This is a genomic window from Stenotrophomonas sp. GD03877, assembly GCF_029840555.1.
Lineage (GTDB): Bacteria > Pseudomonadota > Gammaproteobacteria > Xanthomonadales > Xanthomonadaceae > Stenotrophomonas > Stenotrophomonas geniculata.
Window position 1 is genome coordinate 50,223 of record NZ_JAOCCT010000022.1, and the last position, 23,571, is coordinate 73,793.

Below are 23,571 nucleotides of genomic sequence, written 5' to 3' on the forward strand. Positions count from 1 at the left end.
GCCGAGGGTCGCAGCCCTCGGCCTCTTCCAGCGACGCGTGGTCAATCCAGGAACAGATCCGGCAACAACGGACGCGACGGATCCACCGCATAGCCCGAAAGATCGGTGATACCGGCCTGCGCCAGCACTTCATCGTCGATCAGGAACTGGCCGTGGAAGCCCGCCGCTTCGCGCACCAGTACCGCGTGTGCGGCGTCGGCCATGATCTGCGGCGTGCGGCAACCGGCCGCATCCACGCCCGGAATCATGTTGATCGCATCGGTGGCGATCACCGTGCGCGGCCACAACGCGTTCACCGCCACGCCCTGCGGGCCGAATTCCGCGGCCAGGCCCAGGGTGACGAAGCTCATGCCCATCTTTGCCAGCGTGTAGCCGGTATGTGCGCCCCACCACTTTGGCTCCAGGCTCGGCGGCGGTGCCAGGGTCAGGATGTGCGGGTTCGGCGCCTGCAGCAGGTACGGCAGGCAGGCCTGCGCACACAGGAAACTGCCGCGCGCATTGACCTGCTGCATCAGGTCGAAACGCTTCATCGGCGTATCCAGCGTGCCGCGCAGCCAGATCGCGCTGGCGTTGTTGATCAGGATGTCGATGCCACCGAAGGTGTCGACCGTGGCCGCCACCGCCGCCTGCACCTGCTCTTCCTCGCGGATGTCGCACTTCAGCGCCAGGCCCTGCCCGCCTGCAGCCGTCACCGCTTCGGCGGCGGTGTGGATGGTGCCCGGCAGCTTCGGATTCGGCACCGACGACTTGGCCGCAATGGCCACATTGGCGCCGTCGCGCGCAGCGCGCAGTGCGATGGCCAGGCCGATGCCACGCGAGGCACCGGTGATGAAAAGCGTTTTGCCCTGCAGACTGCCCACGTTCCACACTCCAGCGTATGCAATGAGCCGCTAGTATGCCGCGCCGACGCGGAGTTCACCCGCCCTTGACGATACTCGGGCCTCCAGACAACGCACGAGGTCCACGCCATGCGCCGTTCCCGCCTGTTGCTGCCTGCCCTGGGGCTTGCCCTGCTGACCGCCTGCCAGGGCCGTTCGCCGGAACCCGGAAAGGAGCCGCCCGCCGGTGACGCGCCCAGTGCGGAGAAGGCCGCCGCCGACGGCAAGATGCGCTGGAGCGAGGCGGTGGTCTGGGATGGCGACCTCAACGCCTGCCGCCAGGGCGAGAATGCGGCCACCCGGGATTGCCTTCGCGACGCGATGCGCGCCGGTGGCGCCAGTGCCGAGGCCATCACCGCCGCCGAGCAGTTGTCCACCGGCGGTGAGTTGGCCTATGTGACCGCCTGGCACGAGAACGAAGGACTGGGCATTGCCACGGTCGAGTATCCGTTCCGCGCCAACACCAATGAAGGTACCCGTCTGGTTGATGCCAGCGGCAAGCGCATCGATGTGGATGCCGTGCAGTTGGACGACACCCTGCGTGCCGACCCCACTGTGCAGGAACTGCTGAAGGCCAACCCGCAAGCCACGCCGTTCGCACCGGCGCAGTCGGCCGGCGCCTCGCCGCTGGAGAACGGTGGCATCCGTTTGCTGTACCGCACGCCGCTGCGCGACTGCCACGCCTGCCCGGATGTGGGGCAGTTGCAGATTGCCTATGACTTCGACGCCAAGCGCAACTTCATTGGCCAGCAGGTGGTGCCGGCGACGCCGTAAGGCGTTGAGCGTTGAGCGTTGAGCGTCGCGATGCTGTGGTAGCGCCGGGCCTTGCCCGGCGACATCGACTGAGCGGACCATGGATATGGGCTTTCCCCTGACCAAAAGCCGAACGACGACCAGAGCGGCAGCGCCTCGTATTTCGCGACGGAGAGAATCAAAGGGATCGTCGATAGAATGATTCAGTCGCCAACCGGCTTCCAATTACCGATCTAACATAGGTAGCCCGCGCTTTGCCGGACTGTGAGTACTCGGCAAAAATCGCCATTGCTTCGGACCTCATCTCGGCACCACCGGTGGCCGTAAATATGAAGAATGAGGGCTCAAGATAACCAACAGTCTCCCGCATAAATCGCCTGCACTCATCAAGCGGAAAATCTATGGCGTAATCCGCCCAATCGATGTAGCGCCTCCAGAAAGCAGAGACCCCCCATTTCCCGTGCTTCTCATCAACGAAGAGCTTCAACTCAGAGAGCATATTGGCGCATGCATCTACAGTTTCGTCATCCAAATCCAGGGAAGCGACGCGACCGGGATCAACCGCCTGCCAACAAAAAACCATGAAGTCTGCAATAAAGCCCTCTTCACAGCCTTCGAAGAAATTGCTCTTGTACCAAGCAATAGTTTTGGTCACATCAGCCAATTCATCAGAATCAATCATCACCCCACCTTTCCGGCGGGATTAACGTCTGCGTTGACTATCCCACCGTTCCGCACATGAACCCAAACCTGCGCCCCTCCTCTCATCGTCTGAGTGTACGTACTGACGCCGGCAGTGTTGGCGTTGAAGTTTCCAGCCCCCACCAGATCCATCTCGACACTGAAGCGACGCCGCATCTGCACAGGCAGTGCGTTGTTGCCGGGAAGGCTGACATCGGTCACGGCAAATTCGGTCTTGCCGTTGTAGAGGCTGACACTCTCACCAAAGAGATCGTCCTTCAGCGCAGTCAGATTCTGTGCGGACTCGATGAGCTTGCGATACTCCTGATACGGCTGGACCGCCGAGACCGTTCCCGCACCCACACACAGCATCAGTACCGCAATCACGCGGTACTGCCAAGTAGAAAATCGACTCACAGCATTCCCCTCGCGTCCGCATGCGAGCCCGCGCCAAGGCGGCGCGACGACGCTTCCATGCGACTCTCTTGCTCTCGATTCTAAGTGAGTGCCACGGGCAGATGAAAGGTATTTTCAGCGCCAATTACCTGGCGCCTACGTGCAATCATCGAACTGCGAACAGCATCCACGCATGGCGTGGATCTACCGGTACAACTGCACCTGCTTCTCCAGCAGATGCGGCACGATCAGCCGATGCAACGGCGCAACCGGCAGCATGTATACACGCCCGAACGCGTTGTGCGTATGCACCACGGTCGCCACTTCCAGCACGTCGCCCTGCCACTGCAGGGCCAGCTGCACACGCAAGTGGCGGTCGTTGTCCTCCAGCACGATGGCATCGTCATCCATCGACTGCAGGGTGAAGATGCCCAGCCGCTGGCCGGGTTGAGGATCTTCGACAACCTGCACCGCCCGCAACGAGCCCAGATGCTTCATGCCGAGCAGGCGCATGCCGTGGTTGCGCAGCGCCATCAGCCCATCGAACCAGCCGGGAATGGTCGCCGCCATGTCGCGGTAGGCCTGCAAGGCCGAGCGCCCATCACGACGGGTCGTCGCCTGACAGGCGTGCACGAAGTCGGAGCCAGCCAGTTGTGGGCGCAGGACGCTGCAAGCACTCGGCGGGCCGGTCACTACCCGCGATACCTTCACGGCTTGGGCCCCTGCCCTTCGTTGTCTTCCCAATGCAGGATGCGGCGGGTGACGAAGCGGTAGACCGGCTTGCCGGTAGCAAACCACAGTTCGCGCACCCACGAGGTGCGCTTGAGCAACCGCTTCTCCACCGGCGTAAGCAATTCACGGCAGTACATGCGCTTGTGCTTGAGCAGGTGGCGCAGGTCCTCGCGCGCCAGCAGCCGCATCCAGCGCGAGCGCGGCTTGCCGATCACCGCCAGCTGGAAGTCGATCAGCGCCGGCCGTCCATCTTCAGTGACCAGCCAGTTGGCTTCCTTGGCCAGATCGTTGTGGGCCACGCCGTTGCGATGCAGCTGCTGCAGCAACCGGCGCGCGGCGCGGAACCAGGCCAGGTCGCCGCGCGGCGGGCGCTGGTACATGGCGTCGCCGGCCATGAAGCTGCGATCCAGGTGATGGCCATTCCAGGCCAGCAGCTGCGGTACGTCGGCCATGCCGTGAATGTGCTTCAGCGCGCGGGCTTCACGGCGGGCCAGCCACCACGCAGGCAGCCGCAACCACAGCGGCGTGGCGCCCAGATCACGGCGCACGAAGGGGCCATCAGGCCCTTTCACAAGGAGGATCCGGCCGAAGCTGTCGGCCTTCAAAGCATGCGGTTGAGCGTCGGGCGTATGCGGCATGGGCCCATTCTAGGCGATGGCACTGGTTGCAAACGGTCACGAAGCGGCTGGGAACCAGTCACCTTCACGCCCCTATAATCGGGCAATGGACTCTTCATGGATCGACGCCACCCTCGCGTGGATTGCCGCTCATCCCGTGTTGGCGGGTGCGGTCATTTTTCTGATCGCCTTCTGCGATGCGGTCATCATTCTCGGCGCGATCGTGCCGGCGCTTCCGTTGCTGTTCGCGGTGGGCGTGTTCATCGGCCTGGGCCAGATCTCCGGGCCGTACGCGGTGGCGGCGGCAGCCCTGGGCGCGTTCGCCGGTGACGGCATCAGTTACTGGATCGGCCGCCGCTGGGGCGACCGGCTGCGTGGCGTGTGGCCGTTCAGCCGCTACCCGCAGCTGCTCGACCGCGGCGAGAACCTGTTCCGCCGCAACGCCTTCAAAAGCATCCTGATCGCACGCTACGTCGGCGCGATCCGCCCATTCGTGCCGGCCATCGCCGGCATGATGAAGATGCCGGCCAGCCGCTACGTGCAGGCCAGCGGCATCGCCAGCATCTCCTGGGCGGTACTGTTCCTGGCCCCGGGCTGGATCCTCGGTGAGGCGTATGACGCGGTAGCCGCCGTGGCCGGGCGACTGGTGGTGGTGGTCGGCCTGCTGGCGGTGATCCTTGGCCTGGTCTGGGCCATCGTGCTGTACGGCTACCGCTGGTCGGCCGCGCGCATGGACAACTGGCTGGCACGCCTGCTGGACTGGTCCAACCGCCACCCGACGCTGGGCCGCTATACCGTCGGCGTGCTTGATCCCAAGCGCCGTGAATCGGTGCCGCTGGCGATGCTGGCGTTGATGCTGCTGGTACTGGGCTGGGGCTGGTTCGCATTGCTGACCGTGGTGGTCGCGCACGGCAAGCCGCTGGCGATCGACCTGCTGGTGCACCAGGCCATGCTGGCGCTGCGCAACCCGCTGGCCGATTACCCGATGGCCGCGCTGGCGTCGCTGGGCGCCTGGCAGGTCCTGCTGCCGGCCACCGCTGCAGCGATGGGCTACCTGATCTGGCGCCGGCGCTGGATGGCGGCCGCACATTGGCTGGCCGCCCTCGCCTTCGGCCTGGCGCTGACCATGCTGCTCGGTGCCACCGTGGATGTGGTGCGCCCGGTCGACGCCAGCAGCGGCTTCGGCTTCCCCTCGGTGTCGGTGACCATGGCCACCATCACCTTCGGCTTCTTCGCAGTGCTGATCGCGCGTGAGATGCCCGGCCGCACCCGCGTCTGGCCGTACCTGGTGTCGGGCATCGTGGTCAGCCTGATCGGCTTCTCGCGCCTGTACCTGGGCGCGCATTGGCTGAGCGATGTGGTCGGCGGCATGCTGTTCGGCACGTTCTGGCTGCTGGTGCTGGGCATCGCCTACCGCCGCCGCTTCAACCGCTCGTTCTGGGTGAAGCCGGTGGCGTGGCTGTTCTACGGCGTCTTCGCCGTGGCGGCCATGTGCTATGCGCCGCGCAACATCCCGGTGAAGCTGGAACGCTTCGAACCGACCCTGCCGGCACCACAGGCGATGGACATGCAGGCCTGGTGGCAGCACGACTGGGTGACGCTGCCGGCGCGCCGCAATGAGTTCGACGACGACCAGCGCTGGCCGCTGGACGTGCAGGTGGCCGGGCCGCTGGCACCGCTGCAGGCGCAGCTGGAAGCACGCGGCTGGAAGCGGCAGGAACAGGCGGGCTGGCAACAGGCGCTGCTGATGCTGGACAAGAACACCGGCGCCGACGAACTACCGGTGCTGCCGGCCACGCTGGACACCCGCGTGGAAGCACTGCTGATGGTGCGCCAGGGCGCGCAGCCGGATGAGCGCTATGTGCTGCGCCTGTGGCCGGCGCCCGCGCAGCTGCAGCCGGGCAGCACGCCGCTGTGGCTGGGCAGCGCGCAGACCCTGCGCTACGAGCGCCACTTCGAATGGATCGGCATGTGGCACCCGTTGCGTGGCGTCGACCCGGCATTGAATGCCGTGAAGGACGCCGTGCAGGACCTGCCGCAGCGCGAGGATGTGCACAGCGAAACCGGGTTGCCGGTGCTGCGGTTGAAGACCACCACGCCCTGACCGGTACCGGTGCGCGGCCACCCACTGTAGAGCCACGCCATGCGTGGATGGCATTCCCCGCATACCCCAGCGTGTGCACCAAGGTGCACACCCACCCGGGGCAGGCTGTTACGGCATCCAGCCCAGCAACTGCTGCAGTCGCTGGTGCGGATCATCCATCTGCAACAGCTGCAGGCGCTGCTGCTCACTCAGCGGCAGCAGCTCGGCCAGCCGCCAGCCGACCCAGCTGGCCTGGTCCAGCAACGCCGGGTTGGCCGGTGCATAGGCTTCACCCGCCTGTTCGATGATGTGCCCCAGCACCGTGGCCAGCAGCGCATGCTGCGGCCGCAGTTCGTCGTCGGGGTCTTCCTCGCACCAGCGCACATCGGCCACCACCAGCCCGTTGTCGCGCACACGGGTGCGCTCGACATGGAAGCGGCGGGTGCCGCGCAGACGCAACTGCAGCACGCCGTCGGCGCCGACATCGAAGTCTTCGATGCGTACCTGCACGCCATACGCGGCCGGCGTTGCCGGGGCTCCCACTTCCTGGCCGTCGAGGATCAGGCAGACACCAAAGCCCTCACCACTGCGGCCGCTGTCGCGCACCAGATCCAGGTAGCGCCGCTCGAACACGCGCAGGCCCACCGCCGCACCCGGCACCAGCGTGGTGTGCAGCGGAAACAGCGGCAGCGAACCGTCGACGCTCATCGGGCCTGCAGCGCGGCAAGGAAGCGGCGCGGTGCGCCGTCGAAGCCACCGTTGGACATGAACACCACGTGGTCACCCCTGCGCGCGCTGGCCTGCAATTGCGCCAGCAGCGCGTCGGTATCGGGCACCGCGTGCGCTTCGCCACGCACTGCGGCGATCACCGCAGCAGCATCCCAGGCCAGTTCCGGGCGATGCAGGAACACCACTTCATCGGCCAGCGCCAGCGAGGGTGCCAGCGCCTGCGCGTGTGCGCCCAGCCGCATCGAATTGCTGCGCGGCTCCATCGCGACCACGATGCGCGCATCGCCCACCTTGGCGCGCAGCCCTTCCAGCGTGGTGGCGATTGCGGTCGGGTGGTGGGCGAAATCGTCGTAGACGGTGATGCCCTCGTGGCTGCCGATCACTTCCATGCGCCGCTTGACGCTGCGGAAGCGCGCCAGCGCCGGGATCACCTCGGCCGGCGCGACACCCACCGCATGTGCGGCTGCCAGCGCCGCCAGGCCGTTGAGGACGTTGTGGCGTCCCAGCAACGACCACTGCACGTCGCCCAGCGCCTGCCCGCGATGGTGCACGCGGAACGCGCTGCCATCGGCAGCCAGCAGTTCCGCATGCCACTCCAGCGATGGATCGAAGCCGAAGCGCTCGATCGGGGTCCAGCAGCCCATCGCCAGCACTTCGGCCAGATGCTGATCCTCGCCATTGACGATCAGTCGGCCACGCGCCGGCACCGTGCGCACCAAGTGGTGGAACTGGCGCTGGATCGCGGCCACGTCCGGGAAGATGTCGGCGTGGTCGTATTCAAGGTTGTTGAGGATGGCCACCAGCGGCCGGTAGTGCACGAACTTGCTGCGCTTGTCGAAGAATGCGGTGTCGTACTCGTCGGCCTCGACCACGAACTCGCGGCCCTGGCCCAGGCGGGCGGAGACGCCGAAATCCTCGGCGACGCCGCCGATCAGGAAACCGGGAGAACGACCGGCGCTTTCCAGCAGCCAGGTGAGGATGGTGGTAGTGGTGGTCTTGCCGTGGGTACCGGCCACGGCCAGCGTGTCGCGGCCCGGCAGCACCTGTTCCGACAGCCACTGGGCACCGGAAATGTAGCGCTGGCCGGCGTCGAGCACGGCCTCAACGGCGGCATTGCCGCGCGAGAGTGCGTTGCCGATCACCACCTCGTCGGTGCCCGGTGGCACGCTGTCGGCGCGGTAGCCCTGGTCCAGGGTGATACCCAGCTGCTCGAGCTGGGTCGACATCGGCGGATAGATGGCCTGGTCGCTGCCACTGACCGTATGGCCCAGTTCCCGCGCCAGGGCGGCCACGCCGCCCATGAAGGTGCCGGCGATTGCAAGGATATGTACGCTGCTCATGACCGAGGATTGTGACCGATGACGGCTGTATAGGGCCAATGTCCGATCCGGGGTAAGACAAGTCCTACACAGGATGTGAGAAAACTCCAATCTTCTGTCAGGGAAATCCCGATAGCGATGTTCTGTGAACCCGGACACAATTCGAACTGCCAGCCGCAGTACCCGAACCGGTCCTACTCCCCAAGAGGCCATCCCCAAGGGAGCTCATGCTGCGGGGCCCTGAGCAAGCCCTCTGCTGGCGCCTATCAAACGACACAGGCCTGGTCCTCGCGGACCAGGCCTGTGTTTTTTGCGCCCGAAGGGCCGGCAGTGCACCGGCCCTGCAGGATCAACCCTTGATCGCCGCCAGGATGCGGGCTTCGATCTCGTCCAGCTCGCCGACGCCATCGACGCGGGCCAGGGTGCCACGGCCGGCGTAGAAGTCCACCACGGGGGCAGTCTGGTCGTTGTAGACCTGCAGGCGCTGGCGCACCGCTTCCGGCGTGTCATCGGCGCGGCCCTGCTCCTTGGCGCGACCGGCGATGCGGTCGACCAGCAGCTCGGTGGCCACGTCCAGCTGCACCACGGCATCCAGCGGCTGGCCGATCTTGGCCAGCAGGCCGTCCATCGCATTGGCCTGGGCCACATTGCGCGGGTAGCCATCGAGGATGAAGCCCTTGGCGACATCGGCCTGGGTCAGGCGCGACTCCAGCATGCCCAGCAGGATGTCGTCCGACACCAGGTTGCCGGCATCCATCACCGTCTTGGCCTGCTTGCCCAGCTCCGTGCCGGCGGCGATTTCCGCGCGCAGCATGTCACCGGTCGAAATGTGGGCGATCCCCAGCTTTTCCTTCAGGCGCGTCGCCTGTGTCCCCTTGCCCGAACCGGGCGGTCCCAACAGAACCAATCGCATTGACCTGACTCCAACGTGTTGAAAACAAAGAAGGTTCGCGTCCCGGACGGACCGGTATCGCTGCACCGCAATAGCGCCACTTTACCGCATCCGGGTAATGTCCCTGCAATGTCCCCTCCCCCGAGCAGGTAGAAGCATGCGCAACGGTACTCTCCTCTACGCCCAGTCCGGCGGTGTCACCGCGGTCATCAATGCCACGGCGGCAGCGGTGATCGAGCAGGCCCGGGCCAAGGGCATCAAGGTCCTTGCCGCCCGCAACGGCATCCTCGGCGCGCTGCGCGAGGAGCTGATCGACACCAGCAAGGAGAGCGCCGCCGCGATCCGCGCCCTGGCCCATACCCCGGGTGGCGCCTTCGGCTCGTGCCGGGTGAAGCTGAAATCGCTGGACGCCGACCGCGCCCGCTACGACCGCCTGCTGGAGGTGCTGCGCGCGCACGACGTTCGCTGGTTCCTCTACAACGGCGGCAACGACTCGGCCGATACCGCACTGAAGGTCTCGCAGCTGGCCAAGGCCTCCGGCTACGACCTGACCTGCATCGGCGTGCCCAAGACCATCGACAACGACCTGGCAGTGACCGACACCTGCCCCGGCTTCGGCTCGGCGGCCAAGTACACCGCCGTCTCGGTGCGCGAAGCGGCGCTGGACGTGGCGGCGATGGCCGAGACCTCCACCCGCGTTTTCATCTACGAGGCCATGGGCCGCCATGCGGGCTGGCTGGCTGCGGCCGCCGGCCTTGCCGGCAACGGCGATGACGAAGCGCCGCACATCATCCTGCTGCCCGAACGCGCCTATGACGAGGCGGCGTTCCTGGCCAAGGTCAAGGCCGTGGTCGACCGCGTCGGCTACTGCGTGGTGGTGGCGTCGGAAGGCATCGCCACCGCCGATGGCCGCTTCGTCGCCGACGCCGGTGGCGGCAAGGACTCGTTCGGGCACTCGCAGTTGGGCGGCGTGGCCGCGCACCTGGCCCGCCGGGTCAAGGACCAGCTGGGCCTGAAGGTCCATTGGGCGCTGCCCGATTACCTGCAGCGCTCGGCCCGCCACCTGGCCAGCAAGACCGACTGGGAGCAGGCGCAGGCGGTCGGCAAGGCCGCGGTGCAGCTGGCGCTGAAGGGCCAGAACGGCGTGATGCCGGTGATCGTGCGCAGCAGCGACGCACCGTACCGCTGGAAGATCGAAGCGGCGCCGCTGTCGAAGATCGCCAACCATGAAAAGAAGATGCCCGCCGGCTTCATCCGCCGCGACGGCTTCGGTATCACCGCCAAAGCGCGCGCCTACCTGTCGCCGCTGATCAAGGGCGAAGCCCCGCTGCCGTATGGCACCGATGGACTGCCCAAGTACGTCACCCTCAAGAACGTGGCGGTGAAGCAGAAGCTGCCGGCCTTCGAAGGCTGAGCCGAAAAAGGGGACGGAGGGGATTAAGTCGTATACGCCCCTCTGTGCTGAGCCCTGTGCGGAGCGCAGGGCACATTGCAGCGACCACCGAAGCACCCCACAATCGGGCTCCGGCCCGGGGCAAAGGGGCCGCCGCAAGCCAGATTCGACGCTGCCCGGCCACCTGGCCTGGGCCTGTGCTGCCATTTCACAAGGACTGTAACCATGAAGCACCCGATCCTGATCGCCGCGCTGCTGTGCGGTGCTGCCGCACCCGCCTTCGCTGCGACCTGCGAAAGCAACTTCCAGAAGAAGGGCAATCCCTTCGTCGGCACGACCTTCACTTCATCGGTCACCCATCCGGACCTGACCGTGGCGAGTGCCATCGGCCAGATGCGGGTGATCGCCAAGAACGCCAACATGGACGTCCTCAGCGAGGACGTGGAAGGCGGCTCGATGCTGATCGAAGAGCCGGAATCCATGGCCCACAAGCCGATCCCGATGATCATCAGCGCCACTTCCGAAGGCGGCCAGGGCACCGTCGGCATGGTGGTGAAGGTCAACAAGGGCGCCATTGCCTCGGCCGATGGCGTGCGTGAAGAAATGTGCAAGCTGCTCAACCAGATCAAGCCGGGCAAGGCTGGCGAACAGGCAGCCAAGGCCACTCCGCAGGCGTCGGTGGTAACGATTGCCGCCGACCGCTTCGGCTTCCAGCTGCGCAACCAGAACAAGGACAACCCGGCCGCGGTCGAGCCGCGCTACAAGGGCAAGACCTACGCCATCACCGGTCGCATCACCACCGTGCTGCGCAGTGGCGGCACCTACAACACCAGCTTCGACCTGCCCAGCGATGGCAGCATCGACTTTGAGCGTGTGGCCATTTCCTGCTCGTTCGCAGCCAACCAGGCCGCGTATGCGCTGGCCCTGCGCCCGCGCGAGAAAGTGACGCTGACCGGCGTGGTCGACAGCTACGACCAGATTGGTCGTGTGCTGTGGCTGAAGGACTGCCGCGGCAACTGATCCGCTGCCGGCATTGGAAAAGGCCCGGGTGCGCAGGCGCCCGGGCCTTTTCGTTTCCACAGCGGTTCACGCCTGGCGCACGTGCATCGCTGGATGATGGATGCGCCGCCTGGAGATCATCATGGCATTGCGTGTTGTTCGACTGGGTATGCCGCGCCACCCCAGCGAGGGGCTGCGTATCGGTACCGTGCGGCGCCCGCCGCGTGGCGTGCCGCGCAGCGAGTTCGCCCGGCAGGACTGGTATGACGTCTGGTTCCCGACCCTGTCACCCAGCGCCGAGCTGGTGAAGCAGGCGCATGAGGCGAAGTCGGCCGCCGACTGGACTGCGTTCTTCCGCCACTACAAGGCCGAGATGAGGGCGCCGGATGCGGCCCACGCGCTGGACCTGCTGGCCGCGATGTCACGGCACAGCGACATCAGCGTAGGGTGCTACTGCGAGGATGAAGCGCATTGCCATCGCAAGGCATTGCGCGAGTTGCTGGTAGTGCGGGGAGCAATGCTGGCGGAGTGATCCCCCAGATGCCGGCCAGCGGCCGGCACTACCGGGGGATGACTGCGTGGGTGCACCGCCCACGCAACTTCAATTGCAGGCCTTGCCTTCCATCTGCAGCTGCGCGGCGAACATGGTCACCTGCGGAATCTGGCCGGCCGCGGCCTGCTTCTTGGCCTCTTCCAGATAGATGCGCGACTGGCCCTGACCGTCCAGCTCGACCTTGTTGCTTGACGGCAGTCGCCACACGCGCACCACCGCCTGCTGTGCCGGGCATGCTGCGCTGGGCACGCGGATCACATCATTGAGCTTCCAGCCCTTGTCGGCACTTGGCTGTGCCTTGGCGTAGTCGACGAAGCGCGCGCGTGGCTGGCACTGCTCGCTGGTCCGCACCGGCGCAAAGCGGTACGGCTCGGCCGCCTGGCCGGTGAAGGCACCTTCCAGGCGCGCGCAGGCCTCGGGGATCTGCCGCAGGGTGTGCACTGCGCCCACTGCCTGGGGAGCGCCCACGGCGCGCTGCAGCTCCGGGGTTTCCGCGGCGAGTGCCGGTACGGCCGGGACCAGGGCGGCAAGCATCAACAGGGACAGGCGCATGGGGAATCTCCTACGGGACTGTGCGCAGGCTTGCAGAGGCTGGCTTAACGGGGTGCAAAGGCCTGCGGCTCTCGAATCTTGCCCCTGGCCCGGCGCCATGCGCCGCGGCTCGCAGGAGCCAGTCGAGCACTGGCTCGACTCTACAGTGCGCCGAACGCATACTGCGGGCACCAGGGAATGCTGAACACCGCCATACGTCGGACGACCACCAAGGTCGGTACGGGTTGGTTCCAGGCTGCAGCCCGTCGTCCCCCTCGTGGTGCCGTTCATCGCCACTGGATGCCTACATCCATTCTGCGGAGGGGTCTAATGCTGGAACGTCACGGGCTTTCATTGGCGCTGGGCTGCGCCATTCTCGCGATCCTGTTCGGAATCGTCTCGGCGCGCTGGATCCTGCGCCAACCCACCGGCAATGAACGCATGGTCGCGATCGCCACCGCGATCCAGGAAGGTGCGCGTGCCTACCTCAACCGCCAGTACCTGACCATCGGCGTGGCCGGCGTGGTGCTGTTCGTGCTGGTCGGTGTGTTCCTCAGCTGGTACACCGCGATCGGCTTCGCGGTCGGCGCGGTGCTGTCCGGCGCGGCCGGCTACATCGGCATGAACGTGTCGGTACGCGCCAACGTGCGCACTGCCGAAGCTGCACGCCACGGCATCAGCGCCGCAATGGACGTCGCCTTCCGCGGCGGTGCGATCACCGGCATGCTGGTGGTCGGCCTGGGCCTGCTGGGTGTGGCCGGCTACTACGCATTGCTGCTGCGGATGGGCCTGCCGATGGAACAGGCGCTGCACGCGCTGGTCGGTCTGGCGTTCGGTTCGTCGCTGATCTCGATCTTCGCGCGTCTGGGCGGCGGCATCTTCACCAAGGGCGCCGATGTGGGCGCCGATCTGGTCGGCAAGGTCGAAGCCGGTATTCCCGAAGACGATCCACGCAACCCGGCGGTGATCGCCGACAACGTCGGTGACAACGTCGGCGACTGCGCCGGCATGGCCGCCGACCTGTTCGAGACCTATGCGGTCACCGTCATCGCCACCATGCTGCTGGGCAACCTGATGCTGGCCGAGGCGGGCGCCAATGCCGTGCTGTATCCGCTGGTGCTGGGCGGTGTGTCGATCATCGCCTCGATCATCGGTGCGCTGTTCGTCAAGGTGAAGCCGGGCGGCTCGATCATGGGCGCGCTGTACAAGGGCGTGATCGTCTCCGGCGTGCTGGCCGCGATCGCGTTCTACCCGATCACCACCGGGCTGATGGGCGACAACGTGCATGGGCCGATGGCGCTGTACGGCTGCGCGCTGATCGGCCTGGTCCTGACCGGGCTGATCGTGTGGATCACCGAGTACTACACCGGTACCCAGTACAAGCCGGTCCAACACGTGGCACAGGCCTCGACCACCGGCCATGGCACCAACATCATCGCCGGCCTGGGCATCTCGATGAAGTCCACTGCGCTGCCGGTGGTGGCGGTGTGTGCGGCGATCTGGGGCGCGTTCGCGCTGGGCGGCCTGTATGGCATCGCCATCGCCGCCACCGCGATGCTGTCGATGGCTGGCATGATCGTCGCCCTCGACGCCTACGGACCGATCACCGACAACGCCGGCGGCATCGCCGAAATGGCCGAGCTGCCTTCGGAGATCCGCGACATCACCGATCCCCTGGACGCGGTGGGCAACACCACCAAGGCGGTGACCAAGGGCTATGCGATCGGCTCGGCGGCACTGGCCGCACTGGTGCTGTTCGCCGATTACACCCACAACCTGCAGGCGGCCAATCCCGGCCAGGAGTTCCGCTTCGATCTCAGCGACCACACGGTGATCATCGGCCTGCTGATCGGCGGCCTGATCCCCTACCTGTTCGGTGCGATGGCGATGGAAGCGGTCGGTCGTGCGGCCGGCGCGGTGGTAGAGGAAGTGCGGCGCCAGTTCCGCGAGATCCCCGGCATCATGCAGGGCACCGGCAAGCCGCAGTACGACAAAGCGGTGGACATGCTGACCCGTTCGGCGATCCGCGAAATGATCGTGCCGTCGCTGCTGCCGGTCGCCGTGCCGGTGGTGGTCGGCCTGCTGCTTGGGCCGCGCGCACTGGGCGGCCTGCTGATCGGCACGATCGTGACCGGCCTGTTCGTTGCCATCTCGATGACCACCGGCGGCGGCGCCTGGGACAACGCCAAGAAGTACATCGAGGACGGCCACTTCGGTGGCAAGGGGAGCGAAGCGCACAAGGCCGCGGTGACCGGCGATACCGTCGGTGACCCGTACAAGGACACCGCCGGCCCGGCGATCAATCCGCTGATCAAGATCATCAACATCGTGGCGTTGCTGCTGGTGCCGCTGTTGTAGATCCACGCCGTGCGTGAACCTGTAGCGTCGAGCAAGCTCGACGCTACGGCCGCGACCGCTTCATCCACCGGATGACAAGCAGCACGACGACAATCATCCAGCAGGCGTAGATCGGCCGGTCCCAGCCATCGAAGAGGCTGAGCGGGCTGCCGATGAAGGCGAGCGAGCCCAGCCACGCGCAGAGTACGCCGGGCAGCCACGTGCCACGCCAGATGCAGAAGGCCGCGAATACCAGCAAGGGCAACGCCAGGATGACCGCCGGCGTGAACGGTGCCAGCGAAAGAACGGCCACGCATGCAGCCAGGAACACACTGCACCAGGCCAGCACCCGTAACGCCCGTGTCGTCATGCCAACCTCCGCGCTTCCATTGCCGGTCGCGCACGAGCATAACGCCTGCGCGCTGCCTTGAATTCCGGTTGGGGTCAGAGCCCTTTCCTGCGGAAAGGAATCCGACCCCGGGGTCGGTCACCGCCCGCGCAGGAAGAAGGACACCGGCACCATCACTTCCACCGGGTCGCCGGCCACTTCGGCTGGCGGCGCCGGTACCGGGCTGGCCCGCTGCACGGTGTCCAGCGTCTCCTGGTCGAGCAGCGCGAAGCCACTGCTGCGGCCCAGTTTCAAACCTGAGACCGCGCCATCGCGGGCTACTGCGAAGCGCACGTAGACCACACCCTGCTGACGCAGCCGCTCGGCCTGGCGCGGATAGCGCCGATGCTTCTGCAGATGCCCGAGCAGGCGCCCTTCCCAGGTTGCCTCGGCGCGACTGCGTTCGCCGGCCGTGGTCTGCGGTGCGGTGTAGCGTGCGGCCGCGTCGGCCGCCACCTGCGGCGGTGCGCTGGTCTGCGCAACGTTGGCGTCAGCGGTGTCCGGCGAGGGCATCGGCTCCGGTGTGCGCGGCGGCGGCAGGTCACCCTGTGGCTGCACCGGTGCCTTGGGTTGCTCGCGCAGGGCCGGCTTCGGCGCCTGTCGCTGCTGTTGCTGCTGCAGGGGCCCGGTTGCCACCTCGCGCGGCGGCACCGGCGGTGCCTGTGCCATCGGCGCAAGTTCCAGCATCAGCGCGGCGGGCGGCGCCGTCGCAGCCAGCACCGGTGCACGCGTCGCCCACCAGCAGGCCGCAACGATCAGCAGCGCATGCACCAGCAGCACGATCGCCAGGCTGGTCGCCCAGCGCCGCAGTCCACTCATCGTGCGCCCTGCTCCAGGCCAACCAGCGCCACCTTCAGGTAACCGGCCGCACGCAATGCATCCAGCGTCGCCATCAGTTCGCCGTAGGGCACGTGGGTATCGGCGCGCAGGTAGATGCGCTGCGCGGTGTCGCCGTGGGTGGCCGCCTGCAATGCAGCGGCCAGCCCGTCACGCGCCACGGACTGTTCGCCAACACGCAGCGACAGATCGGCCTGCACGGTCACATACACCGGTGCCTGGTCCGGCGGCGTGGCCCTGGCGCTGCTGGCCGGCAGCTGCACCGGCACTGATACGGTGGCCAGCGGTGCGGCCACCATGAAGATGATCAACAGCACCAGCATCACGTCGATGAAGGGCGTGACATTGATCTCGTGCGCTTCTTCCGGCGTGTCGTCGCGGTCGGACGCGGTCCTGATCGCCATCGCCGGGCCTCAGTGCACCGCGCGCAGCGGCGTCGCTGCGCTACGCGGCACAGCACGATCAAGATCGCGCGAGACCAGCTGCTGAACGGCGGCCGACAGATCACCAAGCAGCCCCCGCAGGCCGGCCAGCACACGGCTGAAGTGGTTGTAGACCAGCACTGCGGGAATCGCCGCGACCAGGCCGAGTGCCGTCGCCAGCAGGGCCTCGGCGATGCCGGGCGCAACTACCGCCAGGTTGGTGGTGTTGCTGTGCGCGATGCCGATGAAACTGTTCATGATGCCCCACACCGTTCCGAACAGGCCGACAAAGGGCGCCACCGCGCCGATGCTGGCGAGCACACCGATGCCGCGCCGCTGCACGCGCGCGGTCTCCAGCTCGATACGGTCCAGGCGCGATGCAATGCGTTCCTTGATGCCGTCGCGCCCTTCCAGATCCTGCGACAGGCGCAGTTCGGTACGGGCCGCATCCAGCATCGCCCCTGCGATGCCCTGCTGCACATTGGCGTCAGCGCTCTCGCCGGGCAGGCTCGGCGCCTGCAGCAACAGCGCGCGCGCCGCCCGCAGCTGCCGGGCCTGGCGAGCCAGCTCCCAGCCCTTTGCCAGCAGCACGGTCCAGGTGGCCAGCGACGCCAATGCCAGCGCGATCATCACGGCTTTCACCACCACGTCGGCGGCCAGGTACATGCCCCACGGGGTCAGTGCAGGGGCGGCCACAGGGGCCAGGTCAGCAGGCAGCATCGTCTCGGTTTCCATCAGCATCAGAGGTCGCTGCGCGACGACGGGCCGCGCGCGGATCATTGGCGTCGTCCACTTCCACGACCGGATTGGGCTCCAGCCGCGGTGCAGGTCGACTGAGCACGTAGCCGGCGCTGACCGCGAAGAACAGGCCCACGCCCAACAACAAGCGCCACGACGGGTGCGCGCCCCAACAGAACAGGGCAAAGCCCACCGCCATGCCGGCACTGGCGAACGCCTTGCCCTTGCGCGACACCGCCCCCTGCTCACGCCACAGCCGCAGTGACGGGCCGTAGCGCGGATGCGCCAGCAGGCGCTGCTCGAACTTCGGCGAGCTGCGCGCAAAGCAGCCGACGGCCAGGATCAGGAAGATGGTGGTCGGCATCACCGGCAGCAACGCGCCGATCACCCCGAGGCCGACCATCAGCCAGCCCAGCGCGAACCAGAGCCAGCGCATCAGCGTTGCGCCTGTGGGCGCGCGCCGTGCATCAGGCGAATTCCACTTCGACGTGGCCATGCACGCTGCGGAATGCGGCATCGGCTGCGTCGATCACCTGCTGCTCCTGCTCGGCACTCAGCGGCACCGCGTCCAGCGCGGCGGTGAACTCACGCCAGTGGCGCGCCGCGCCATCCGGATGCGCGGCCAGGTGGCGGGCGCCGAAGTCACGGTCCAGCCCGAGCTTGGCGGCCATCTTGTACAGGATGGTGCCGCCGAGGTTGGAGCCTTCGGCTACGTACAGCCAGCCAAGGGCGGCCGGCAGCGCCAGGTCCGCGGGCAGCGCGTCGATGTCCGATCCTGGCAGGGTCTGCTCCAGGTCCTGCAGGTCGCGCGCGACCTGGGTCAGGCGGCGGCGCTCACCGAGATCGGGCAGCAGTGCGTCGAGCGCAGGGTTGGCATACAGCGCATCAATGCTGCGGTGGAAGCGATACTGCACGCGCAGGAAACGGGCGAAATTGCTGCGGTCGGCGAAGATGTCGCCGGCCATGATGCGCTTGTCCAGGGCACCGTGGCTGTCGCGGGTGGCGGCCTTGAGCCGCAGGCTGCGGCTGTCTTCGGGAGCGATGTGTGCGTTCATGGGGGGAATGCCAAGGGGGTCGTCGTGCTGTAGACGTTCGCCGCGGGGCTTTCCCCAAGGCCGTGTGCACCGATAATGGACCATCCCTTCTTCCAGCAGGAACCGATGATGATCACCACCGAACCGCGCATGACCAACCTGTTCCTGCAGCTGGGCCTGGACGCCAGCGCCGAGGCCATCGCCCGTTTCATCCGCGAGCACCAGCTGCCCACCGACGTTGAAGTGGTCGAGGCGCCCTACTGGAACGATGCCCAGCGCCAGTTTCTGTCCGAATCGCTGCAGGCCGATGCGGCATGGAGCACGGTGGTGGATGAGCTGAACGAGTCACTGCACGAAGATGCGGTGAAGGCTTCGACCGGGCTGTAAACAGACGCCGGGCATGGCCCGGCGCTGGCGATCGCACGGCGGAAGCGGTGCGAAGTCTTCCGCACTGCAAAGGCGGTGCGGACCAAGGCCCGCACCCACCGAGGGCGGTCGGAGCCCGATGGGTCAGAGCCCTTTCCTCAGGAAAGGGATCCAACCCCACCGCCCATCCGCGACCGATCAATACTTCCAGGTCAACGCCAGCCGCGCGGTGCGGCCCGGTGCCGGCATCACGCCCAGCGCCAGCGGGTCCAGGTAGTAGCGGTCGGTCAGGTTGTCCACGCCCGCTTCCACCGACAACTGGTCGTTGAAGCTCCAGCTGGCAAACAGGTCCACCAGCGTGGTTGGCCGGTACAGCTGCTGGATCGCCGACAGGCCCACGTTCCAGTCCTTGTCCAGCTTGCTGATCGGGCCGGCGTTGTGGACCACGCGGGTGCCGAAGGTCAGGCGCTCGTCGAACAGGCGCGAGCCCAGGGTCAGGTTGACCATGTAGCGCGGCGGATTCTGTGTATTGGTGTACGAACCCTCGAAGCCGCCGTCCACGCAGTTGGGCGTGTTGGCCAGTTCATCGTTCTTGCGCTGTGCACCATAGGCGCGGCGCTCTGCGGCGATGTCCGGCGCGCAGGTCTTGGCCTTGAAGTAGTAGTGCGCGGAAAGATCGGCAAACACCTTGCCGCTGTCATAGCTGGACTGGAACTCCATGCCCGAGACCTTGAACTGGTCGACGTTGCGGATCAGGCCCGCCGACAGCGTGCGATAGTCACGGGTGATCAGGTCGTCGATGCGGGTATCGAAGTACGCCAGCTTCAGCGCCAGGCGGTCGCCGGCGGTGAACAGGTCGTAGCGGATGGTGCTGGCACCGATTTCCCAGCTGCGCGCACGCTCCGGCTTCAGCTCGCCCACCGGCTTGGCGGCGGTGAACAGGCCCAGCGTGGTCTCGAACAGGCTCGGCAGCTTGGTGCCTTCGGCGTACTTTACGTAGACCATGGTGTCTTCGCTGAAGCGATAGGCCACGCTGGCGGTCGGCGAGAACGCGGTGTCACGACGGCGGATCGGCTGCGACCAGGTCCAGCTGACCGGCACTTCCAGGTCCTGCGCCTTGCCGGCGTCGTAGAAGTTCCAGCCACCGATGTCGCCCACCGTGCCCTTCTTGTACGGTGAGGCCAGCAGCGACTCCTGGGTGAAGTTGCCGTTGGCATCCGGATACCAGTTCAGCAGCGCGATGCGCTTGGCCCGCCACGACGGCAGCGCCGGGTTGCCATTGAGCAGTTCGGTATAGCGGTACTGGCCCTGCACCTCATAGGCATCGGGCGTGGCCAGGCGGTTGCGGTCATGCACATCCACGCGGTTCCAGCGTCCGCCGGCCAGCAGTTCCCAATGCTCATCGGGCTGCCACTTCAGCGAGGCCACGGCACTGTATTCCTTGCGCTCGGCGTTGCGCAGGAAGCGGTTGTTGACCAGATCGTCGTGCATGACCGGCCCCGAACTGCCCGGCGCGATGTCTTCGTCGCTGTAGGACAGGCCGTAGTCGAGCGTGAACGCACCGGCGCGGGTGTCGAACCTGGAGGTATTGCTGGCATCCAGGCCGAAGCGCTTCTGCCGCAGCGGGTTGCGATAGGCATCCTTGTAGCCGGGGTCACCACTGAAGCTCGGCGCGTCGTACCACTCGGTGCGGCGGTCGAAGTACCACGGGGTGATGCCGGTCAGGCTGTTGTACATCACGCTGTCGGTATCGGTGTATGTAGCGTTGACACGCAGCTCGACCAGATCGCTGTCCGGATTGAAGCGGTAGCGCAGGTTGTAGCTGTCCATGTCGACATGGCCGGGGTCCCACTGCGGAATGCGATCACGATCCACACGGATGATCTGCGAGGCCATGATCTCACCGGCGGTGCCTTCATAGCGGCGGTAGCCGGCCTCGAGGGTCTGCGCGTCGTCGATGCGCCAGGTGCCCTTGAGCAGCGCCGACTTCGAGCGCGCCGAGGTATTGAAGACCTCGGTACGCGGCGGGTTCAGCGGCGCCAGCGTGCGCCGGGTCTGCGGGAAGTCGTCGTAACCGTGCTTGCCGGAGAAATAGTTGCCGTTGTCGCGGTAAGCATAGGCGGCGACCAGATCGAAGCGGTCCCAATGACCGGCTGCGGCCACGTTGAAGAACTGGCTGCCGGTGGCGCTGCGGTCGGAACGCGGCGCGGCGCTGTAGGACGGCAGGTTGTTGGCGCTGGCGTTGGCCAGGCCGCCACGCACGCGCACGCCGAAGTCGCGGCCTTCGCGCAGCACGTCACCGATCTTCAGCGTCTCCATCTCGACCACGCCGCCGATGCCACCGGAGGCGTTGGCCTGCAGGCTCGGGCCCTTGGTGATGGTCAGGGTGGAGATCAGGTCCGGGTCGAGGTAGGTGCGCTGTGATTGGCCGGCATAGCCGCGGTAGGTATCCATGCTGGACTGGCCGCCATCGATGATCACCGGCACGCGGCCCTGGCCCTGGATGCCGCGGATGTTGACGTCGAAGCCGTTGCCCACGCGCGGATCGCCAGCGGTGACGCCGGCCACGCCCTTGATGATGTCGCCATTGGAGGTGCCGCGGAAGCGCTCCAGGTGCGTGCGGTTGAGCGTAGTGGTGGAACCGACGCTGCGATAGCTGTCGAGCAGGCCCGCCTCATCGCTGGTCGCGTCACTGTCGACGCGATCGCCGGCCACGCTGAGCGTGTCGGTGACGATCACACCGCTGTCGGCCTGCACCGGCGTCGCCGCTTCCAGAGTGACTGCATCTGCGCTGACCCGGCGCACCGCCAGGCCACTGCCCTGCAACAGCTGCTGCAGCGCCTCGTTGGCCGGCAGGCTGCCCTTGACCGCACGCGAGGTTACGCCCTGGGCCAGGGTGGCCGGATACACGACCTGCACGCCGGACTGGCGCATATAGCTGCGCAGCGCTTCATCCAGCGGCTGCGCCGGAATGTCGAAGCGCTGCACGGCAGCGTGGTTGCCGGTGGCGCTCTGTGCCAGCACGGACGGTGCGGCGCTGGCCAGGCCGGCGGCCAGCAATGCGATGCACAGGCGGGACGGGCGCAGCACGCGGCCCGGGCGGTGGGAGTCGAACATGGGGAACCTGTCAGGTAATCGGTGCCGCAGGCGCGGCGTCATCCGCAACACAGGCGGACACGGCGACGTACGTGGCGGCGGCGGGTACGTTCGCGGGGTAAGACGGTTGGGCGCGCGGCAACCCCAAGAGCGATTTGCGGTCGCGGCAGGTGCCGACCGGCCGGTGGTCGTGGTGGGTGCCGACCGTTGGTCGGCACACTGGGACCTTCATCCACGCAGGGCGTGGATCTACTGGTGAATGATGGCGACGCCGAGCGGCAGGCGGGTGACCTGCAGACCTGCTGTTGCCGCCAGTGCATCCAGCGCCTGCTCCGGGCGATCGATGCGCAATGCGGCACTCACCGCGGGTAGTCGCGACAGATCGCCGCGCACGAAGGTCGGGCCGGCGCGGTAACGCCCCACCCATTGCACGGCGTCGGCGACGCTGGCCTGCTCCAGCAGCAGCTCGCCCTGTCGCCACGCGCCGACACTGTCGGCGGCCACGTCCTGCAGGCGCGTCACGCCACTGTGCTCGCCATAGACCGCACGCTGGCCCACCTGCAGATAGGTCCAGCCACCGTCGGCCGGGCTGGCCACGCGCACCCTGCCCTGCCCGACCTGGGTTTCAACCTGGTCATCGCCGCGCGCGACGGTGAACGCGGTCGAGATGTCCTCGATCACGCCGTTGCCCGCACGCACGCTGAAACGTCGCTGCGCATCCGGGCTGACCTCGAACCAGGCACGCCCACGCAGCAGCTCGATCTCGCGTGCATGTGCATTGAAGCGCACGGCAATCGCGCTGTCCGCATCCAGTACTGCGCGGCTGCCATCGGGCAGCTGCACGTTCTGCACGACGTGCGTGCTGCGATGGTCGGCCTGCAGCCGCAACCAAGCCTCCGGCCACGCCACCAGCATCGCCAGCGCGGCTGCAGCGGCCATTGCCCAGCGCATTCGATGCAGCCGCGGGCGTTCGGCGGGCCGGACCTGCAGGCGTGGCCCGACACTGCGCCACAGCGCGCGCTCCTGTTCGAAGGCGCGTCGGTGCCCCGGTTGTGCCAGCCAGCGCTCGAACTCGTGCATGCGCCCCTCGCCGATGTCACCCGAGGCCAGCCACGCGATCCAGCCCCGGGCCTGTTCGGCCAGGGCATCGTCATTGGCGGCGGGCAGCGTGTTCGGCGGGCTCATCGGCTGGCGGACAGGCGCATTCAAGCGCGGGCGGAGGAACTAGACCGCATCCACGGTCCAGTGATCAAGACGTTTCAGCGAGGGCCAGCCCCAAGCCGGGGCGATCATCGGCCGCTGCGTGCCCAGGCCAGGCGCTGCAGGGCGGTGCGCACATGGTTCTCGACGGTCGTCACCGACACCCCGAGACGGCGGGCGATCTCGGCCTGGGTCAGGCCCTGCAGGCGGTTGAGCCGGAAGATGGTGCGGGTCGGCTCCGGCAGGTGCCCCGCCGCGTCGAGCACACGCTGCAGCTCGTCCTGGGCCATGGCCTGTTCCTCGGTCGAGATGACCTCGTCCGGCCCCCACAGGTAGTGGTCGGCCAGCAGGCGGTTGCGTCGGGTCGATTCGCGGCCGTGGTCGGTGGCCAGGTTGGCGGCCAGCCGGTACAGATAGGCCCGCGGGTTGTCGATGGCCAGGCTGTCGTCGACCCCTCGGGCCTTGAACCACACCGCCTGGATCACATCCTCGGCACCATTGTCTCCGCCGAGGATGCGCTGCACCCGGCGCAGCAGTGCCGGCCGCTCACGGATCAGCAGTTCGGTAAGGGAGGCGGCATTGGAGGACATGCGCGGA

At 67.0% G+C, this 23,571-nt stretch carries 25 protein-coding genes; 7 read left to right on the forward strand and 18 right to left on the reverse strand.

All coding sequences use genetic code 11. From position 1 onward, the window contains the following. Positions 1–41: 41 nt before the first annotated feature. Positions 42–860: an NAD(P)-dependent oxidoreductase gene (locus tag N5D20_RS16055; protein WP_019338776.1), complete on the reverse strand. Its 819-nt coding sequence runs from the start codon at positions 858–860 to the stop codon at positions 42–44. A 108-nt stretch (positions 861–968) separates the two neighbouring features. On the opposite strand from N5D20_RS16055, the gene N5D20_RS16060 reads away from it, so the two are divergent. After that, a complete protein-coding gene (locus N5D20_RS16060) occupies positions 969–1,652 on the forward strand; it encodes a hypothetical protein (protein WP_019338777.1) in 684 nt (227 codons plus the stop codon). Between the two features lie 157 nt (positions 1,653–1,809). On the opposite strand, the gene N5D20_RS16065 is transcribed toward N5D20_RS16060, so the two are convergent. The 4 genes from N5D20_RS16065 to N5D20_RS16080 all read right to left on the reverse strand — a co-directional run bounded on the left by N5D20_RS16065 (position 1,810) and on the right by N5D20_RS16080 (position 4,078). Further along, entirely contained in the window at positions 1,810–2,313 is a 504-nt protein-coding gene (locus N5D20_RS16065) for a hypothetical protein (RefSeq protein WP_057502931.1), read from the reverse strand. Further along, the gene (locus N5D20_RS16070) at positions 2,313–2,699 is read right to left on the reverse strand and encodes a hypothetical protein (protein ID WP_197579231.1); all 387 of its coding nucleotides are present in this window, start codon (positions 2,697–2,699) and stop codon (positions 2,313–2,315) included. The genes N5D20_RS16065 and N5D20_RS16070 overlap by 1 nt, the downstream gene beginning before the upstream one ends. 213 nt (positions 2,700–2,912) lie before the next feature. Continuing rightward, on the reverse strand, positions 2,913–3,419 hold the full coding sequence (locus N5D20_RS16075) for a DUF2867 domain-containing protein (RefSeq protein WP_197579232.1): 507 nt from the start codon (positions 3,417–3,419) through the stop codon (positions 2,913–2,915). After that, positions 3,416–4,078, reverse strand: coding sequence for a serine/threonine-protein kinase (locus N5D20_RS16080; protein ID WP_197579233.1), 663 nt, complete (start codon positions 4,076–4,078; stop codon positions 3,416–3,418). Before N5D20_RS16080 ends, N5D20_RS16075 begins: the two co-directional genes overlap by 4 nt. Before the next feature lie 85 nt (positions 4,079–4,163). Here N5D20_RS16080 and N5D20_RS16085 point away from each other — a divergent pair, with 85 nt between their 5' ends. After that, a complete protein-coding gene (locus N5D20_RS16085; protein ID WP_197579234.1) occupies positions 4,164–6,161 on the forward strand; it encodes a bifunctional DedA family/phosphatase PAP2 family protein in 1,998 nt (665 codons plus the stop codon). Between the two features lie 108 nt (positions 6,162–6,269). Here the strand turns inward: N5D20_RS16085 and N5D20_RS16090 are convergent, their stop codons facing one another. The 3 genes from N5D20_RS16090 to N5D20_RS16100 all read right to left on the reverse strand — a co-directional run bounded on the left by N5D20_RS16090 (position 6,270) and on the right by N5D20_RS16100 (position 9,101). Then, positions 6,270–6,848, reverse strand: a complete 579-nt coding sequence (locus N5D20_RS16090) for an LON peptidase substrate-binding domain-containing protein (protein WP_019338782.1) — start codon at positions 6,846–6,848, stop codon at positions 6,270–6,272. Continuing rightward, the gene (mpl, locus tag N5D20_RS16095; RefSeq protein ID WP_019338783.1) at positions 6,845–8,209 is read right to left on the reverse strand and encodes a UDP-N-acetylmuramate:L-alanyl-gamma-D-glutamyl-meso-diaminopimelate ligase; all 1,365 of its coding nucleotides are present in this window, start codon (positions 8,207–8,209) and stop codon (positions 6,845–6,847) included. The genes N5D20_RS16090 and mpl overlap by 4 nt, the downstream gene beginning before the upstream one ends. A gap of 328 nt (positions 8,210–8,537) precedes the next feature. After that, positions 8,538–9,101 (reverse strand): adenylate kinase, encoded by a 564-nt coding sequence (locus N5D20_RS16100; RefSeq protein ID WP_010484004.1) that lies wholly within the window; start codon positions 9,099–9,101, stop codon positions 8,538–8,540. Positions 9,102–9,237: 136 nt separating this feature from the next. On the opposite strand from N5D20_RS16100, the gene N5D20_RS16105 reads away from it, so the two are divergent. The 3 genes from N5D20_RS16105 (at position 9,238) to N5D20_RS16115 (ending at position 12,004) form a co-directional block, all read left to right on the forward strand. Further along, complete coding sequence (locus tag N5D20_RS16105) at positions 9,238–10,494, forward strand: 6-phosphofructokinase (protein ID WP_197579235.1); 1,257 nt, start codon at positions 9,238–9,240, stop codon at positions 10,492–10,494. A gap of 204 nt (positions 10,495–10,698) precedes the next feature. Continuing rightward, complete coding sequence (locus N5D20_RS16110) at positions 10,699–11,493, forward strand: hypothetical protein (protein WP_019338785.1); 795 nt, start codon at positions 10,699–10,701, stop codon at positions 11,491–11,493. A 121-nt stretch (positions 11,494–11,614) separates the two neighbouring features. Then, positions 11,615–12,004: a DUF488 family protein gene (locus N5D20_RS16115; RefSeq protein WP_197579236.1), complete on the forward strand. Its 390-nt coding sequence runs from the start codon at positions 11,615–11,617 to the stop codon at positions 12,002–12,004. A 69-nt stretch (positions 12,005–12,073) separates the two neighbouring features. Here N5D20_RS16115 and N5D20_RS16120 read toward each other — a convergent pair whose 3' ends face one another. Further along, the gene (locus tag N5D20_RS16120; protein WP_010484000.1) at positions 12,074–12,577 is read right to left on the reverse strand and encodes a hypothetical protein; all 504 of its coding nucleotides are present in this window, start codon (positions 12,575–12,577) and stop codon (positions 12,074–12,076) included. A gap of 309 nt (positions 12,578–12,886) precedes the next feature. On the opposite strand from N5D20_RS16120, the gene N5D20_RS16125 reads away from it, so the two are divergent. Next, a complete protein-coding gene (locus N5D20_RS16125) occupies positions 12,887–14,914 on the forward strand; it encodes a sodium-translocating pyrophosphatase (protein ID WP_071306616.1) in 2,028 nt (675 codons plus the stop codon). 43 nt (positions 14,915–14,957) lie between these two features. On the opposite strand, the gene N5D20_RS16130 is transcribed toward N5D20_RS16125, so the two are convergent. The 6 genes from N5D20_RS16130 to N5D20_RS16155 all read right to left on the reverse strand — a co-directional run bounded on the left by N5D20_RS16130 (position 14,958) and on the right by N5D20_RS16155 (position 18,333). Further along, positions 14,958–15,263, reverse strand: a complete 306-nt coding sequence (locus tag N5D20_RS16130; RefSeq protein ID WP_197579237.1) for a hypothetical protein — start codon at positions 15,261–15,263, stop codon at positions 14,958–14,960. 117 nt (positions 15,264–15,380) lie between these two features. Next, positions 15,381–16,100: an energy transducer TonB gene (locus tag N5D20_RS16135; RefSeq protein ID WP_197579238.1), complete on the reverse strand. Its 720-nt coding sequence runs from the start codon at positions 16,098–16,100 to the stop codon at positions 15,381–15,383. Continuing rightward, positions 16,097–16,522, reverse strand: a complete 426-nt coding sequence (exbD, locus tag N5D20_RS16140) for a TonB system transport protein ExbD (RefSeq protein WP_043400240.1) — start codon at positions 16,520–16,522, stop codon at positions 16,097–16,099. Before exbD ends, N5D20_RS16135 begins: the two co-directional genes overlap by 4 nt. Before the next feature lie 9 nt (positions 16,523–16,531). Continuing rightward, the gene (gene exbB / locus N5D20_RS16145) at positions 16,532–17,260 is read right to left on the reverse strand and encodes a tonB-system energizer ExbB (protein ID WP_049481602.1); all 729 of its coding nucleotides are present in this window, start codon (positions 17,258–17,260) and stop codon (positions 16,532–16,534) included. Continuing rightward, complete coding sequence (locus tag N5D20_RS16150; RefSeq protein ID WP_043400233.1) at positions 17,247–17,714, reverse strand: YbaN family protein; 468 nt, start codon at positions 17,712–17,714, stop codon at positions 17,247–17,249. Before N5D20_RS16150 ends, exbB begins: the two co-directional genes overlap by 14 nt. Positions 17,715–17,745: 31 nt before the next feature. After that, positions 17,746–18,333, reverse strand: coding sequence for a biliverdin-producing heme oxygenase (locus tag N5D20_RS16155; RefSeq protein ID WP_010483994.1), 588 nt, complete (start codon positions 18,331–18,333; stop codon positions 17,746–17,748). Positions 18,334–18,441: 108 nt separating this feature from the next. Between N5D20_RS16155 and N5D20_RS16160 the strand changes: the two genes are divergently transcribed. Then, positions 18,442–18,699 carry a DUF2789 domain-containing protein gene (locus tag N5D20_RS16160; RefSeq protein ID WP_049481910.1) on the forward strand — a complete coding sequence of 86 codons (258 nt, stop codon included), beginning with the start codon at positions 18,442–18,444 and terminating at the stop codon, positions 18,697–18,699. 177 nt (positions 18,700–18,876) lie between these two features. Here N5D20_RS16160 and N5D20_RS16165 read toward each other — a convergent pair whose 3' ends face one another. The 3 genes from N5D20_RS16165 to N5D20_RS16175 form a co-directional block, all read right to left on the reverse strand. After that, positions 18,877–21,795, reverse strand: a complete 2,919-nt coding sequence (locus tag N5D20_RS16165; RefSeq protein ID WP_197579239.1) for a TonB-dependent receptor — start codon at positions 21,793–21,795, stop codon at positions 18,877–18,879. 228 nt (positions 21,796–22,023) lie between these two features. Continuing rightward, complete coding sequence (locus tag N5D20_RS16170; protein WP_197579240.1) at positions 22,024–22,959, reverse strand: FecR domain-containing protein; 936 nt, start codon at positions 22,957–22,959, stop codon at positions 22,024–22,026. Positions 22,960–23,063: 104 nt separating this feature from the next. Continuing rightward, positions 23,064–23,564 (reverse strand): RNA polymerase sigma factor, encoded by a 501-nt coding sequence (locus tag N5D20_RS16175; protein WP_197579241.1) that lies wholly within the window; start codon positions 23,562–23,564, stop codon positions 23,064–23,066. Between the last annotated feature and the right edge of the window lie 7 nt (positions 23,565–23,571).

Bases quoted from the DNA above. Each gene is read 5' to 3' on its own strand.
- N5D20_RS16060 (WP_019338777.1), top strand. From the start codon at position 969: ATGCGCCGTTCCCGCCTGTTGCTGCCTGCCCTGGGGCTTGCCCTGCTG.
- N5D20_RS16065 (WP_057502931.1), bottom strand. From the start codon at position 2,313: ATGATTGATTCTGATGAATTGGCTGATGTGACCAAAACTATTGCTTGG.
- N5D20_RS16080 (WP_197579233.1), bottom strand. From the start codon at position 4,078: ATGCCGCATACGCCCGACGCTCAACCGCATGCTTTGAAGGCCGACAGC.
- N5D20_RS16085 (WP_197579234.1), top strand. From the start codon at position 4,164: ATGGACTCTTCATGGATCGACGCCACCCTCGCGTGGATTGCCGCTCAT.
- N5D20_RS16090 (WP_019338782.1), bottom strand. From the start codon at position 6,848: ATGAGCGTCGACGGTTCGCTGCCGCTGTTTCCGCTGCACACCACGCTG.
- mpl (WP_019338783.1), bottom strand. From the start codon at position 8,209: ATGAGCAGCGTACATATCCTTGCAATCGCCGGCACCTTCATGGGCGGC.
- N5D20_RS16100 (WP_010484004.1), bottom strand. From the start codon at position 9,101: ATGCGATTGGTTCTGTTGGGACCGCCCGGTTCGGGCAAGGGGACACAG.
- N5D20_RS16105 (WP_197579235.1), top strand. From the start codon at position 9,238: ATGCGCAACGGTACTCTCCTCTACGCCCAGTCCGGCGGTGTCACCGCG.
- N5D20_RS16110 (WP_019338785.1), top strand. From the start codon at position 10,699: ATGAAGCACCCGATCCTGATCGCCGCGCTGCTGTGCGGTGCTGCCGCA.
- N5D20_RS16115 (WP_197579236.1), top strand. From the start codon at position 11,615: ATGGCATTGCGTGTTGTTCGACTGGGTATGCCGCGCCACCCCAGCGAG.
- N5D20_RS16120 (WP_010484000.1), bottom strand. From the start codon at position 12,577: ATGCGCCTGTCCCTGTTGATGCTTGCCGCCCTGGTCCCGGCCGTACCG.
- N5D20_RS16125 (WP_071306616.1), top strand. From the start codon at position 12,887: ATGCTGGAACGTCACGGGCTTTCATTGGCGCTGGGCTGCGCCATTCTC.
- N5D20_RS16130 (WP_197579237.1), bottom strand. From the start codon at position 15,263: ATGACGACACGGGCGTTACGGGTGCTGGCCTGGTGCAGTGTGTTCCTG.
- N5D20_RS16135 (WP_197579238.1), bottom strand. From the start codon at position 16,100: ATGAGTGGACTGCGGCGCTGGGCGACCAGCCTGGCGATCGTGCTGCTG.
- exbD (WP_043400240.1), bottom strand. From the start codon at position 16,522: ATGGCGATCAGGACCGCGTCCGACCGCGACGACACGCCGGAAGAAGCG.
- exbB (WP_049481602.1), bottom strand. From the start codon at position 17,260: ATGCTGCCTGCTGACCTGGCCCCTGTGGCCGCCCCTGCACTGACCCCG.
- N5D20_RS16150 (WP_043400233.1), bottom strand. From the start codon at position 17,714: ATGCGCTGGCTCTGGTTCGCGCTGGGCTGGCTGATGGTCGGCCTCGGG.
- N5D20_RS16155 (WP_010483994.1), bottom strand. From the start codon at position 18,333: ATGAACGCACACATCGCTCCCGAAGACAGCCGCAGCCTGCGGCTCAAG.
- N5D20_RS16160 (WP_049481910.1), top strand. From the start codon at position 18,442: ATGATCACCACCGAACCGCGCATGACCAACCTGTTCCTGCAGCTGGGC.
- N5D20_RS16165 (WP_197579239.1), bottom strand. From the start codon at position 21,795: ATGTTCGACTCCCACCGCCCGGGCCGCGTGCTGCGCCCGTCCCGCCTG.
- N5D20_RS16170 (WP_197579240.1), bottom strand. From the start codon at position 22,959: ATGAGCCCGCCGAACACGCTGCCCGCCGCCAATGACGATGCCCTGGCC.
- N5D20_RS16175 (WP_197579241.1), bottom strand. From the start codon at position 23,564: ATGTCCTCCAATGCCGCCTCCCTTACCGAACTGCTGATCCGTGAGCGG.